The following is a 14,094-nucleotide window of genomic DNA, read 5'->3' on the forward strand; positions in this document are numbered from 1 at the left end:
GGGTGCTGACCGGGTTTATGCGTGTCTTGCGGCTGATGCCGCAAGACACGCAAAACACGTTGTTTCCATCGTACGCCACTTGGGCGTTCGATGTGAGGAGGCTTACGCCTCCACGGGGGTTTTGTTACTTGCCCGGGACGATCAGCGCCGCGGCACCCTTGCGGGCCGCCTCGAAACGCGCCGAGACATCGGCCCAGTTCACGATGTTCCAGAACGCCTTCACATAGTCGGCCTTCACATTCACGTAATCCAGGTAGAACGCGTGCTCCCACATGTCCAGCATCAGCAACGGGGTCGTCGCCACCGGCACGTTGCCCTGCTGGTCGTAGAGCTGCTCGATGACCAGCTGGCCACCCAGGCCCTCAAAGCCCAGCAACGCCCAACCCGAGCCCTGCAGGCTCATCGCCGCAGCCGTGAAATGCGCACGGAACGCGTCGAACGAGCCAAAGGCGTCGTCGATCGCCGCGGCCAGCTCCCCCTCGGGCTTGTCCCCGCCCTCCGGGGACAGGTTGTTCCAGAAGATCGAGTGGTTGGTGTGCCCGCCCAGGTGGAACGCCAGGTCCTTGGACAACTTCGGGATATTCCCGAACTCGCCCTTCTCCCGCGCCTCGGCCAACTGCTCCAGGGCCGTGTTCGCCCCGGCCACATACGCCGCGTGGTGCTTGGAATGGTGCAGCTCCATGATCCGCGCCGAGATGTTCGGCTCCAGGGCCGCGTAGTCGTACTGCAGCTCGGGCAAGGTATAAATAGCCAAAATGACTCCTCATTCTCATCGGCACCCATCAAGAAGTGGATGCGTTCTTCTTCGTTACTGCATCTCCGCGCAACAGCGGAAAATCCTTGGGCTCAGTGTTCGAGCATATCCAGTGGAACGCTGGCCTCGGTGCCGGGTATTCCCAGTTCGGAGGCCCTTTTGTCGGCCATGGCCAGCAAGCGGCGGATCCGCCCGGCGATCGCGTCCTTGGTCATCGGCGGCTCGGCCATGCGTCCGAGCTCGTCCAGCGACGCCTGCTTGTGCGCCACGCGCAGCGCGCCGGCGTACTTGAGGTGCTCGGGGACCTCGTCGCCCAGGATCTCCAGGGCGCGTTCCACCCTGGCGCCGGCGGCCACGGCTGCCTGGGCCGAACGGCGCAGGTTCGCGTCGTCGAAGTTGGCCAGCCGGTTCGCGGTGGCACGCACTTCCTTGCGCATGCGGCGCTCTTCCCAGACCATCAAGGCGTCGTGGGCACCCATGCGGGTGAGCAGCTGGGCGATGGCCTCCCCGTCGCGGATGACCACGCGGTCCACGCCGCGGACCTCGCGGGCCTTGGCGACAAGTCCCAGGCGCCTGGCGGCACCGACCAGTGCCAGTGCGGACTCGGGGCCGGGGCAGGTGATTTCCAGTGCCGAGGAACGCCCGGGCTCGGTCAGCGAACCGTGTGAGAGGAAGGCGCCGCGCCACACGGCCTCGGCGTCGGCGGTGGAGCCGTTGACGATGACCGAGGGCAGCCCGCGCACCGGTCGGCCGCGCCCGTCGAGCAGGCCGGTCTGGCGGGCCAGGGCCTCGCCGTCGCGGACCACGCGGACCACGTAGCGGTTGCCGCGGCGCAGCCCTCCCCCGGAAACCACGATGATTTCGGAGGCGTGGCCGTAGACCTCGGCGATGGCGGCACGAAGCCGCCGGGCGGTGGAGGCGAGGTCGACCTCGGCCTCGATGACGATGCGTCCGGAGATGATGTGCAGGCCGCCGCAGAATCGCAGCATGGTGGATACTTCTGCCTTGCGCTCGGAGGATCTCCGAATCTCAAGCCGGGACAGCTCGTCCTTGACGGAAGCCGTCAGTGCCATGGATTGTTTCCTAACTGCTGGGCTCGTCTGTGCTGAACGTGGTGAACACGTCGTGGTATGCGGCGGCAAGTCTCAAGGGGTCGTGGACTGCTCGTCCGGCACCAACCCCTACTTTACCGAAAAAGGTGCGGGCACCTAGCCGGGCGGCGGCGTGGGTGAACGCCTCGTGGTCCGAAATCGTCGCCGGGTCTGCCAATACGGCGTCCAGGCGCAGGTCCGGGGCGTACTTGGCGATGACTTCAAGGTGCGCGGCGGCGTCCATCCCGCCGGTCTCGGCGGTGTCGGTGGAAAGGTTCATGGTCAGCAGCCGGCGCGCCGCGGTCTGCTGCAGGCCTTCGCGCATTTCGGGCAGCAGCAGGTGCGGCAGCACCGAGGTGTACCAGGAGCCCGGGCCGAGCACGACCCAGTCGGCCAGCTCGATGGCGTCCAGCGCCTCGGTGCAGGCCGCGGCGTCGGCCGGTTCCAGGCGCACGTTGGAGACCAGGGCGCTTTCGCCGGCCTCGGCGAGCTTCGCCTGGCCGGAGAGCCGGCGCTGCACCAGCCCGCTGCCGGCGTCTTCCTGCAACACGTCCCCGGTGATGGTCAGCGGCGTGGTGCTCATGGGCAGCACCTGGCCGCGGGCCCCGAGCAGGGCCCCGGCCCAGCGCAGCCCCGCCACGGGGTCCTTGAGCAGTTCCCACAGGGCGACGATCAGCAGGTTGCCCACGGCGTGCTGGTCCAGCGCGGCGCTCGACCCGGGCTTCGAGGTGAAGCGGTGCTGCATGACATCGCGCCAGGTCCGGCCCCAGTCGGTGTCGTCGCACAGGGCGGCCAGCGCCATGCGCAGGTCCCCGGGGGGCAGCACGTCGAGCTCCTCGCGCAGGCGCCCGGAGGAGCCCCCGTCGTCGGCGACCGTGACGATGGCGGTCAGGTCGGTGGTCAGCCGGCGCAGCGCGGACAGCGATGCCGACAGGCCGTGGCCGCCGCCGAGCGCGACCACGCGCACGACCTTGTTCTCCCCGGCGGAGCGGGAAGGTGGCTGGATGGGGATGGGGCCGGTGAAAAACGCCATGGCGGACTACTCGCGTCCCAGGTCCCGGTGCGTGACGTTGACACGCACATTGGGCAGCTGGGCCAGCCGGCGCCCGATTTCCTCGGCCGTGGCCACCGAGCGGTGCTTGCCGCCGGTGCAGCCCACCGCCAGGGTGGCGTAGTGCTTGTTTTCGCGGCGGTAGCCCTCGAAGACCGGCTCCAGGGCACCGATGTAGCGTTCGATGAATTCGGCGGCGCCCGTGGCCGACAGCACGTAGTCGGAGACCGCCTTGTCCTTGCCGGTGTGCGGGCGCAGCTCGGGGACCCAGTGCGGGTTGGGGATGAAGCGCACGTCGGCGACGTAGTTGGCGTCGGTGGGGACCCCGTATTTGAAGCCGAAGCTCATCACGTTCAGCCGCAGCACGATCGGCCCGGACTCGGAGAACAGTTCGGTGATGGTGCGGGCCAGGTCGTGCACCGACATCTCGGTGGTGTCCACGACGATTTCTGCCGCTTCCTTCAGTTCGCGCAGCACCTCGCGTTCGCGGTTGATGCCGTCGACGATGCGATCGTCCTCCTGCAGCGGGTGCGGGCGCCGACCCTGTTCGAAGCGGCGGACCAACAGGTCGTCCGCGGCGTCCAGGAAGAGCACGCGGTAGGCGATGCCCGCGCTGGTGAGCGCGTTCAGGTTTTCCCGCAGCTGCGGGAAGAGCGACTTGGAGCGCACATCCATGACCACCGCGAGCTTCGGGATGGAGCCCCCGGAGTGCGCGACGATCTCGGTGAGCATGCCCAACAGCGTCGGGGGGAGGTTTTCCACCACGTACCACCCATGGTCCTCCAGGGCATGGGCCGCGGTGGTGCGGCCGGCTCCCGACATTCCGGTGATGACAAGTAGTTCGGACTCTGGTGGTTTCACGGGGGAAAGCTCGGTGGTCATGTTCCTAGCCTAGTCGCCCGCGGGTCCCGATTCGGTCAGTCCAGCACTTCACCTGTGGTCATGTTCACTGCCGGCGCATCCGCGCCGGATGCGGCCAGCGCGTCGAACACCGTGGCGGCCAGTGCCGGGCCGATGCCCGGGACCTCCAGCAGCTGCTCCACCGTGGCGGCGCGCATCTTCTTCATCGAGCCGAAGTGCTTGCGCAGCGCCTCGCGCTTGGCCGGGCCCAGCCCGGGAATGGTGTCCAGCAGCGAGGTGGTCATCGAGGCCGAGCGCTTCTTGCGGTGGAAGGTGATGGCGAAGCGGTGCGCCTCGTCGCGGACCCGCTGGACCAGGTAGAGGGCGTGGGAGGCCCGCGGCAGGATCACCGGGAACTCGTCGTCCGGCAGCCACAGCTCCTCCAGCCGCTTGGCCAGCCCGACCACGTACACGTCGTCGATGCCCAAATCGGCCAGGGCCCGGGAGGCGGCGGCGACCTGCGGGGGTCCGCCGTCGACGATGACCAGCGAGGGCGGGTAGGCGAAGCGGCGGGCGGGCATGCGCTCGGACGCGTCGGCGATGTCGATTTCCCCGCTGATCATCGGCACGGTGTCTTCCATGTCCGCCAGGTAGTTCTTGAAGCGGCGGGAGATCACGTCGTACATCGAGGCGGTGTCGTCGCGCGCGGCATCCCCGGTGATCGAGAACTTGCGGTAGTCGGCCTTCTTGGGCAGCCCGTCCTCGAAGACGACCATGGAGGCGACCACGTTGGTGCCCTGGGTGTGCGAGGCGTCGTAGCATTCGATGCGCAGCAGCGGGGCCGGCAGCCCCAGGGCGTCCTGGAGTTCCTGCAGCGAGGCCGACCGGGTGGTCAGGTCACCGGCGCGGCGGGACTTGTGCAGGCGCAGCGACTGCTCCGCGTTTTCCCGCACGGTTTCGGCCAGCGTCGCCTTGTCCCCGCGCTGGGCCACGCGCAGCGAGACGGCCGAGCCGCGGCGCTCGTGCAGCCAGGCGGCGACGTCGTCGGCGTTCTCCGGCAGCACCGGGACCAGCACCTCGCGCGGGATCCTGTCGTCCCCGGCGGATTCGCCGTAGACCTGGGTGAGCATGTGCTCGATGAATTCCGCCGGGGTGGAGTCCTCGACCTTTTCCACGACCCAGCCGCGCTGGCCGCGGATACGCCCGTTGCGCACGTGGAAGACCTGCACGGCGGCCTCGAGCTCGTCCTCGTGCACCGCGAAGATGTCGGCCTCGGTGTTTTCGGCCAGCACCACGGCGTTGCGCTCGAAGACCCGGCGCAGCGCGGCGATGTCGTCGCGGTACCTGGCGGCCTGCTCGTATTCGAGCGTGTCGACGGCATCTTTCATCTTGGCCTCGAGCTCCTTGATGAAGCGGGTGCCCTCCCCGCCCATGAACTGGCACAGGTCGGCGGCGAGCTGCTTGTGGTCCTCGGGGCTGATGCGGCCCACGCAGGGGGCGGCGCACTTGTCGATGTAGCCCAGCAGGCAGGGCCGCCCGGAGGACTGGGCCCGGTTGAACACCCCGGCGGAGCAGCTGCGCACCGGGAAGACGCGCAGCAGCGTGTCCAGGGTTTCGCGGATGGCCTTGGCCGGGTAGAACGGGCCGAAGTACTTGGTGTCCTTGCGCTTGTCCCCGCGCATCACCAGCGCGCGCGGGTACTTCTCCCCCATGGTCACGGCCAGGTACGGGTAGGACTTGTCGTCGCGGAAGACGATGTTGAAGCGCGGGTTGTATTCCTTGATCCAGGTGTATTCCAGCTGCAGCGCCTCGAGCTCCGAGCCCACGACCGTCCACTCGACCGAGACTGCGGTGTGCACCATGGCGTGCGTCTTGGGGGTCAGCCCCGCGGGGTTGGCGAAGTAGGAGTTCAGCCGTTGGCGCAGCACCTTGGCCTTGCCGACGTAGATGACCCGGCCGACCTCGTCGCGGAAGCGGTAGACCCCGGGACGCGTCGGAATGTCCCCGGTGGCGGGGCGGTAGCTCTGGGGGTCTGCCACTTCTGCTGCTCCGGTTACTGGTCGCTGATGGGGGTCTGGTTGTAGGCGTCCACGCGTTCCTGGCCGGTGAGCTCCGCGATGGCATCGACGATCGCGTCGGTGGCGGCGCGGCGCTGCGGCAGGGGGTGCTTGCGGCCCAGGTGCTCGAACTGCAGCGGCTTGCCGAAGGCGAGGGTGAAGTGGTGCGGCTTGATGGTGTTCTTCCCGGCCGGCTGCAGGTTCTCCGTGCCCACCAGCCCGACCGGGACCACCGGCGCTCCGGTGGACAGCGCGAGCCAGCCCACGCCGGTGCGCCCGCGGTAGAGCTTGCCGTCGCGCGAGCGGGTGCCCTCGGGGTAGATGCCGATGCCGCCGCCGGTCTCCAGGATGTCGACCAGCGATTCCAGGGCCGCAACGGAGGCGGCCTGTTCCCCGCGCTGGACCGGGATCGAGCCCACGGATTCGAAGAAGGTCTTCATGGCCTTGCCCCTGAGGCCCGGGGTGGTGAAGTACTCGGCCTTGGCGAAGAACGCGACATCCCGCGGGGTCAGCGCCTGGATGATGATGGAGTCCAGGAAGGAGAGGTGGTTGGAGGCGATGATGACCGGCCCGGTGCGGGGCACGTTTTCCAGTCCGGTGACGGTGGGGCGGCACAGCCCGGAAAGCAGCCCGCGGATCGAGGAGCGGGTCATGGTGTACAGGCTCATCTAGGCGCCGGCTCCCATCGGGTTGGCTGCCAACAGGGATTCGCGCAGCGTTTCCTCGGCGGCGTTGCCCAGCAGCAGCCCGGCAAGCTCGGCCAGGTCCGCGGCGTGCGCCCCGGCACCGGCGGCCTCGAGTTCGCCGGCTTCGGCGAAGCCCCAGCCGGCGCCGATGGAGGCCATGTCGTTCTCGTGGGCGGCCTCGATGTCGTAGCGCCGGTCCCCCACCATCACGCACTGGGCGGGGTCCAGGTCGTGCTCGGCGATCGCCGCGGCCAGGATGTGGGTCTTGGAGGAGGAGGTGCCGTCGCCCTCGTCGTCGTTGCCGAAAATCCCGTCCAGCAGGGGCGTGATGCCCTGGACCTCGAGCAGGGCCCGGGCGATGTGGGTGGGCTTGGCGGTGGCGACCAGCACCGTGGTGCCGGAGGCACGCAGCGCGGCCAGGAGTTCGGGGACGCCGGGGTACGGACGTGATGCCGCCATGCCGGATTCGGCATATTGCGCACGGTAGGTGGCGATCAGCGAACCGATGATCGAGGGGTCGACACCGTCGATGGTGGCCAGCCCGATGGTCAGCGGGGGCCCGATGAGGGACAGGAGTTTTTCTTCACCCGGATCGGGGACCTGCGCCTGCGTCAACGCAAAGCGGATGCCCGAGGTGATAGCCCCGGCCGGATCCACAAGGGTTCCATCGAGGTCAAGCAGCACGGCGGAGGGAGCAATCATCACTGTCGTATTCTCGCATGAACTGGGCACTTGTGCCGTACGCGCATGCCCGAAACGGCATACACGCACGGCATTCGCCCCTAGCCCAGCAGCGGCGCGAGGAACCTTCCGGTGTAGCTGGCCTCGACCTTGGCGACCTGTTCGGGCGTGCCGACGGCAATGATCTCGCCGCCGCCGGAACCGCCCTCGGGCCCCAGGTCGATGACCCAGTCCGCGGACTTGATCACGTCGAGGTTGTGCTCGATGGTGATCACCGTGTTGCCCTTGTCGACGAGACCCTGCAGCACCAGCAGGAGTTTGCGGATGTCCTCGAAATGCAGGCCGGTCGTGGGCTCGTCGAGCACATAGATGGAGCGTCCGTTGGAGCGTTTCTGCAGTTCCGCGGCGAGCTTCACGCGCTGTGCCTCGCCGCCCGAGAGCGTGGTGGAGGCCTGCCCGAGTCGGACATAGCCCAACCCCACCTCCACCAGGGTGCGCAGGTGGCGGGCGATCGGGGTGAACGCGGCAAAGAACTCCGCGCCCTCCTCGATGGGCATGTTCAGCACGTCGGCGATGGATTTGCCCTTGTAGTGGACCTCCAGGGTCTCGCGGTTGTAGCGCGCACCATGGCAAACCTCACACGGGACGTAGACGTCCGGAAGGAAGTTCATCTCGATCTTCAGCGTGCCGTCGCCGGAGCAGGATTCGCAGCGTCCGCCCTTGACGTTGAACGAGAAGCGGCCCGGCAGGTAGCCGCGGACCTTGGCCTCGTTGGTCTCGGCGAAGAGCTTGCGGATGTGGTCGAAGACCCCGGTGTACGTTGCCGGGTTGGAGCGCGGGGTGCGGCCGATGGGCGACTGGTCGACGTGGATGACCTTGTCCAGGTGCTCGAGGCCCTCGACGCGGGTGTGGCGTCCGGGGACCTGCTTGGCGCCGTTGAGCCGGTTGGCGAGCACCTTGTAGAGCACGTCGTTGACCAGCGTGGACTTTCCGGAGCCGGAGACGCCGGTGATGGCCGTGAGCACGCCGAGCGGGAAGCGGGCGGTGACGTCCACGAGGTTGTTTTCTCGGGCACCGATGACCTTGACTTCGCGCTTCTTGTCGATCTTGCGGCGCTTGGCCGGAATCTCGATCTTCCTGCGCCCGGAGAGGTAGTCGCCGGTGATCGACCGGGTGTTGGCCTTCAGGCCCTCCAGGGACCCGGAGTGCACGACCTCGCCGCCGTGTTCGCCGGCGCCGGGTCCGATGTCCACGATCCAGTCGGCCTCGGCGATGGTGTCCTCGTCGTGTTCGACGACGATGAGCGTGTTGCCCAGGGACCGCAGCCGGGTCAGGGTTTCGATAAGCCGGCGGTTGTCGCGCTGGTGCAGCCCGATGGAGGGCTCGTCGAGCACATAGAGCACCCCGACCAGGCCGGAACCGATCTGCGTGGCCAGCCGGATGCGCTGGGCCTCGCCGCCCGAAAGCGTGCCGGCGGCACGTTCCAGGTTCAGGTACTCCAGTCCGACGTCCAGCAGGAAGCGCAGGCGGGCCTGGATTTCCTTCAGGACCTGGTTGGCGATCTGGGCCTCGCGTCCGGTGAGGACGAGGTTTTCGAGGAACTCCGAGCATTCGCGCATCGGCATGGCCGAGACCTCGGCAATGGATTTGTCGTTGATCAGCACGGACAGCGAGGCGGAGTTCAGGCGTGCGCCGTTGCATTCCGGGCACGGGATCTGCCGCATGTATTCCTCGTACCGGTCACGGGCGTTGTCCGATTCGGTTTCCAGGTGCTTGCGGTGGATGTACTGGACCACGCCCTCGAAGCCGGTGGAGTACTTGCGCTCCCGGCCGAAGCGGTTCTTGTACTGCACCACGACCTTGTGGTCCTTGCCGTGCAGGATGGCCTGGCGGGCGACGGCGGGCAGCTTGTTCCAGGGGGTTTCCAGCGTGAAGTCCAGCTCCGCACCCAGTCCCCCGAGCAGGCGGTTCCAGTATTCGGTGGTGGCCGTGCCCAGCGACCACGGCGCGATGGCACCCTGGCCCAGGGGCATTTCCACGTCGGGAATGATCAGGTCCTCGTCGACCTCCAGGCGTGTGCCGATGCCGCTGCAGGCGGGGCAGGCGCCGAAGGGGTTGTTGAAGGAGAACGAGCGCGGTTCGATTTCATCGATGGCCAGCGGGTGCTCGTTGGGGCAGGCAAGGTTCTCGGAGAAGGCGCGCACCCGGCCCTCGTCTTCCGGATCGAGGTCGACGAAGTCGATCAGGACCCGGCCCTCGGCGAGGTTCAGTGCGGTTTCGATGGAGTCGGTCAGGCGCTGGCTCACGGTGTCGTTGATGGCCAGGCGGTCGACGACAACCTCGATGGTGTGCTTGAACTGCTTGCCGAGCTTGGGCGGGTCGGAAAGCTGGATCGTTTCGCCGTCGACCCGGGCGCGGGAGTAGCCCTTGGAGCCGAGCTCCTTGAAGAGGTCCACGAATTCGCCCTTGCGACCGCGCACGACGGGTGCAAGGACCTGGAAACGGGTCTTGGGTTCGAGCTCGAGCAGCTGGTCCACGATCTGCTGCGGGGTCTGCTTGGTGACGGCTTCGCCGCAGACCGGGCAGTAGGGGCGACCCACGCGTGCCCAGAGCAGTCGCATGTAGTCGTAGATTTCCGTGATGGTTCCCACGGTGGACCGGGGGTTCTTCGAGGTCGACTTCTGGTCGATCGACACCGCGGGCGAGAGCCCCTCAATGAAGTCGACGTCCGGCTTGTCGACCTGCCCCAGGAACTGGCGGGCATAGGCCGAGAGGGATTCGACGTAGCGTCGCTGCCCTTCGGCGAAGATGGTGTCGAAAGCCAGGGACGACTTTCCGGAGCCGGAAAGGCCGGTGAACACGATCATGGCGTCACGGGGCAAATCCAGGTCGACGTTGCGTAGGTTGTGTTCGCGCGCGCCCTTCACCACCAGGCGGGTCAGGTCGTGCGGACGGAAGGTTTCAGGGGAGCGGGAAGTAGCCACCAGATCATGCTAATCGAAAACTGGTTCGAATGGAGCGAACTTGTGAGCAACAAGACGCAGGTCTATCCAACTTGCGAAGTGAACGCCGCCCGGACGTAGCCGATGGCTGCTTTCTCCGAGATCCCCCAGCGTGTCGCAACGGCAGCAAGCTCGGAGGCGGCGTCGGCAACGGCGACCGCACCTTCATCTTCCGCCGCCTGGACGATGGTGCCGTGGCGGCCCCGGGTCACGACGACACCGGTGGCCTCCAATTCCTTGTAAACCTTAGCCGCCGTGTTGACCGCGAGACCGAGTTGTTCGGCGAGCGCCCGGACCGAGGGCAGTTTCGTTCCGGCCTTGAGTCGTCCCTTCGAGATGGCGACGAGTATCTGCTGCCTGACTTGCTGGTAGGGAGCGGTTTTGTCCGTGCTGTCGAGAGCGATGAATGCCAGCGGATTGCTGTCCACGTGTGCCGTCCTTTGTTGGTACCGGGGGGCGGTGCTTGCGCTTCAGCCTATCGCGCCGGATTCGGCGTTCCACATAGGATGTTGCAATGAGTGAAACCTTCCTTGACCTCACTGACGTGACCATCCGATCCGTGAGCGTTTCCGAAATGTCCAACAACATCTACGTCGTGACGTCCAAGGGCGATGGCTCCCAGTTGCTGATCGATGCGGCCGACGATGTGGCGGCCATCGAGGGATTGGTTGACTCCGCTGCTTCGGATGCCGACGTCCCCACGCAGCTTGCGGGCATTGCCACGACCCACCAGCACTGGGACCACATCCGGGCACTGGCAGAGTATGCCGGCAAGACCGGGGTGAAGACCTATGCGGGTGCCGAGGACGTGGACGGCATTGCTGCCGGCGCCAACGTCGTCGTTGATGTTCCGCTGAAGCATGGCGACACGGTATCCGTTGGCCAGGTGGTCCTGGAGTGCGTGCACCTTCGTGGGCACACCCCGGGCTCGATTGCCTATGTGTTGCGGGACAGCGGTGGCACCACGGTCATCTTCAGCGGGGATTCCTTGTTCCCCGGTGGAGTGGGAAACACGGGGAACGATCCGCAGCGTTTTACCTCGTTGCTTGACGACGTGGAGACCCGGCTCTTTGGAGTGTATCCGGATGAGGCCTTGGTGCTTACTGGTCACGGGTCATCAACGACTTTGGGCGCGGAACGGCCGAGCCTGGGCGAGTGGCGCCTCAGGGGCTGGTAGTCATGGGTCCGTCCGGGGCCCCGGCGGTGATTCCGGGGTCCCAGGCAGGGGCGGCGCCATGGCTCGATACATCTGTCCGCCGGGGGTGGTGATCAGGATGGTATGCCGCCGTCCCCGGATGAGGTGTTCTTCCCAGCCCTCGGTCTCCTTCACCTGGTTGCAACAGACACATCGTCCATCCAGGTTGATCTCGGTGGTCTTCCCGCCCCTGCGCACCTGGTAGACGTGGTCGATGTGGCGAATCGGGGCATCGCAATATGGCGTCCTGCAGAATTGGTCGCGAATCTCGATGAGATCCCTGAGTTTGGGCGGAACACTGCGGGCTTCGGACTCCATGGCCAAGAGTTCGCCTGTCGTGGGCGCCGTATACACGCGGCGCATCCAGACGTCGACCTCGCTTTCTTCTTCCGAAGAAGTTCGGTCACCGGCAATGAGCCACCGGGCATGGGCAGCGGAGATGGTTCCGTAGCCATAGAGGTGCGCGGGTTCGCTGTCGCCTGCGAGGAGCGTGCGGTCGGTCATGTTCAGGTGCACCATCAGCGAGGGCCTCAGCCCGTTTGCGTGCCCGGTGATTCCCGAGACCAGTGCGTCGGCCATGGTCTGGTCGTCGGTGCGGCGATCCTCGCTGGAGCGGAGTTTGGAAGCCGCGGCCCGCAGCGCCTGCTTCACCGCAACGCCCTGCGCCGCGGTGAGAAGTGCGCTCATGCGCATCATCCCATCGGGTGTCGGGGTCAGCGTCACGCGGCGCTTGACCATGGCATCTGCCTGCTTATTCATTTCGACCCGGCCGTCGTAGGCGAGGGCTTCCTTGTCGATGCGCGATGCCAGTTGCTTGGTGCCCACGCCTTCGAGGGCGCCTCGCTCCCCTGCCATATTCCGGTCGATTTGTCGGCGAACGTCGACATGCATGTCACTGGTCTTGCTCACCATAAGCATGGCGCGCTCTTCGGTGAGCTCACCGCGCTCCAGTGCGTTGAAGGTGTAGGGCATTTGCTCGATCATGGCCCGCGAGTAGTTCACGAAGCGGGGCCCCAGGTGTTGGGCCTCCTTGCGCGCCAAGGCGACTTCAGCGCCGGTGCCACGCGCCGGGTTCTGCTGGTAAATGCCTTCTTCACGGTGCCGGGCAATGATGTCCTGTTCCAGGGCATATGCTTCCTTGGCCTGGGCCGCACAGAGGGCGGCTTTCGCGCGCTCCATCGCTGAGATCCGAGCGCCCCGCACCTGCTCCCCCACGGTCTGAGGCAAGTGGGTCACGGCCTCGGTCATGCCGTTGATGAAATCGACGTAGCCGTCACCGGGCCCTTCCGCTGCGGAGCGCTGCCTGGGAGGCCTGCGCAGATCCGAGGGGATGTGGCGATGGCCAAGGAGGATTTCCCCGGCTTCCTCCACAGTGAGGGATCTCGGGTTCGAATTGTATTCCTGGGAACCTTCGAACATACTTACTATTCTACGCCCGGATCGCAGGTTTGTGAAGGCTTCGGCGAGCGCAAAACCTCATAAACGGCCTAGTCAAAGCGCGGTAAGAAAATACTTTCGAAAAATCTTGTTCGTGGGGGCTAATTGAACTTGATGCCCTAGGATTCGCAGGCCTTCTTGAACGCGTCTTTGTCCGTGATTGCGGGGGCTCCGGCGGCATCGGTATCGACCGCGGTGCGGATTTGTTCGGTGGAAGCCTTGGAACCGTGCTCGGCCGCCTTCTTCATGTTGGTGGCGCCGAGGTTTCCCGTATCCGCGTATCCGCTGCCGAAATGGATGCAGGCGGTGTTCCCCTGGTGGTCGTTCAGGCGAAAGTCTTCGGGCGACGGCCCGGAGCAGGCAGCGAGCATCATGGTGGCAGCGGCAAGAACCGGCAAGAGCTTCTTCATGTCCCCTAGCCTAGGAGGGCGACATCCCAACTGGGAATCTGCTTGCCTTGGGGAAGGTTAGCGCTTGCGACCCAGCATGAAGATGCGCCGGAACGGGAACAAGGTGAGGGAGCCCCCGCGGGCGTCCGCGAAGGAGGGGTACGCCTGGGCAACCAAACGGGCATACTCGGCCTCGAACGCGGTCGCATCTGTTTCCGAAAGCCTGGCAAGCACCGGACGCAGGGCCGTCCCGCGCACCCATTCCAGGACCGGGTCCGGCCCGCTGAGGATCTGCCCGTACGTCGTTTCCCAGACATCGGATTCGAATCCCGCCGCCAGCAGGATCTTCAGGTAGTCAGCGGGCTCCCCCACCGCGCCGTCATGCCGCAGGACCCCGGCCAGCTGCGGGGCCCAGCGCTCCGAGTTGGCCAGCTCCCGCATCAAGGTGTGGGACGGGGAGCCGAAGTTGCCCGGCACCTGGGCCGCAAACCAAGCCCCGGGGGCCAAGGCCCCCAGCCACTTGGCGATGAGCTGCCGGTGTTCGGGGATCCATTGCAGCATCGCGTTGGAGACCAGCACGTCGGTGTCGGGGGCCGGCATCCAGGTGCTCGCATCCGTCATGGCGAAGGACAGGTTGTCCGCGTGCTGCTTGGCCCGCGCCTGCTCGATCATTTCCTCCGAGGAGTCCAATCCGATCACCCGGGCGTCGGGCCAGCGCTCTGCCAGCGAATGGGTCAAGGGTCCCGGACCGCACCCCATGTCCACCACGAGCTGCGGCGTCGCGGCGGTGATACGGGCCGTCAGATCGTAAAACGGACGGTCGCGATGGTCTGCAAACTGCACGTACTTGTTCGGGTCCCATTTCATAACCACAGCGTAAGCGGAAAGCCCCTCGTAAACCGATAGTCTTG

Annotated in this window: 13 protein-coding genes; 1 reads left to right on the plus strand and 12 read right to left on the minus strand. The window is 66.3% G+C overall.

The features are described 5' to 3' along the window. Positions 1–124 precede the first annotated feature (124 nt). The 9 genes from J2T21_RS09750 to J2T21_RS09790 form a co-directional block, all read right to left on the minus strand. Positions 125–754 (minus strand): superoxide dismutase, encoded by a 630-nt coding sequence (locus tag J2T21_RS09750; protein ID WP_307580812.1) that lies wholly within the window; start codon positions 752–754, stop codon positions 125–127. A gap of 92 nt (positions 755–846) precedes the next feature. Then, complete coding sequence (whiA, locus tag J2T21_RS09755; protein WP_113761088.1) at positions 847–1,827, minus strand: DNA-binding protein WhiA; 981 nt, start codon at positions 1,825–1,827, stop codon at positions 847–849. A 10-nt stretch (positions 1,828–1,837) separates the two neighbouring features. Further along, entirely contained in the window at positions 1,838–2,878 is a 1,041-nt protein-coding gene (locus tag J2T21_RS09760; protein WP_307580869.1) for a gluconeogenesis factor YvcK family protein, read from the minus strand. Positions 2,879–2,884: 6 nt separating this feature from the next. Next, entirely contained in the window at positions 2,885–3,778 is an 894-nt protein-coding gene (gene rapZ, locus J2T21_RS09765; RefSeq protein WP_307580871.1) for an RNase adapter RapZ, read from the minus strand. Between the two features lie 35 nt (positions 3,779–3,813). Beyond that, positions 3,814–5,775 carry an excinuclease ABC subunit UvrC gene (uvrC, locus tag J2T21_RS09770; RefSeq protein WP_307580873.1) on the minus strand — a complete coding sequence of 654 codons (1,962 nt, stop codon included), beginning with the start codon at positions 5,773–5,775 and terminating at the stop codon, positions 3,814–3,816. A 14-nt stretch (positions 5,776–5,789) separates the two neighbouring features. Continuing rightward, complete coding sequence (locus J2T21_RS09775; RefSeq protein WP_071213268.1) at positions 5,790–6,461, minus strand: lysophospholipid acyltransferase family protein; 672 nt, start codon at positions 6,459–6,461, stop codon at positions 5,790–5,792. Continuing rightward, a complete protein-coding gene (locus tag J2T21_RS09780) occupies positions 6,462–7,181 on the minus strand; it encodes an HAD hydrolase-like protein (RefSeq protein WP_307580964.1) in 720 nt (239 codons plus the stop codon). A gap of 80 nt (positions 7,182–7,261) precedes the next feature. Beyond that, positions 7,262–10,144, minus strand: coding sequence for an excinuclease ABC subunit UvrA (uvrA, locus tag J2T21_RS09785; RefSeq protein ID WP_307580875.1), 2,883 nt, complete (start codon positions 10,142–10,144; stop codon positions 7,262–7,264). A gap of 62 nt (positions 10,145–10,206) precedes the next feature. Further along, the gene (locus tag J2T21_RS09790) at positions 10,207–10,590 is read right to left on the minus strand and encodes a GntR family transcriptional regulator (RefSeq protein ID WP_083410976.1); all 384 of its coding nucleotides are present in this window, start codon (positions 10,588–10,590) and stop codon (positions 10,207–10,209) included. A gap of 86 nt (positions 10,591–10,676) precedes the next feature. Between J2T21_RS09790 and J2T21_RS09795 the strand changes: the two genes are divergently transcribed. Beyond that, complete coding sequence (locus tag J2T21_RS09795) at positions 10,677–11,339, plus strand: MBL fold metallo-hydrolase (protein ID WP_307580877.1); 663 nt, start codon at positions 10,677–10,679, stop codon at positions 11,337–11,339. Here J2T21_RS09795 and J2T21_RS09800 read toward each other — a convergent pair whose 3' ends face one another. The 3 genes from J2T21_RS09800 to J2T21_RS09810 all read right to left on the minus strand — a co-directional run bounded on the left by J2T21_RS09800 (position 11,340) and on the right by J2T21_RS09810 (position 14,050). Further along, positions 11,340–12,776, minus strand: coding sequence for an HNH endonuclease (locus tag J2T21_RS09800; protein ID WP_307580879.1), 1,437 nt, complete (start codon positions 12,774–12,776; stop codon positions 11,340–11,342). A gap of 137 nt (positions 12,777–12,913) precedes the next feature. Beyond that, complete coding sequence (locus J2T21_RS09805; RefSeq protein ID WP_307580881.1) at positions 12,914–13,204, minus strand: hypothetical protein; 291 nt, start codon at positions 13,202–13,204, stop codon at positions 12,914–12,916. 57 nt (positions 13,205–13,261) lie between these two features. Beyond that, positions 13,262–14,050, minus strand: coding sequence for a trans-aconitate 2-methyltransferase (locus J2T21_RS09810; RefSeq protein ID WP_307580883.1), 789 nt, complete (start codon positions 14,048–14,050; stop codon positions 13,262–13,264). Between the last annotated feature and the right edge of the window lie 44 nt (positions 14,051–14,094).

Origin of the sequence: Paeniglutamicibacter psychrophenolicus, from assembly GCF_030812255.1 — a bacterium.
Taxonomy (GTDB): domain Bacteria; phylum Actinomycetota; class Actinomycetes; order Actinomycetales; family Micrococcaceae; genus Paeniglutamicibacter; species Paeniglutamicibacter psychrophenolicus_A.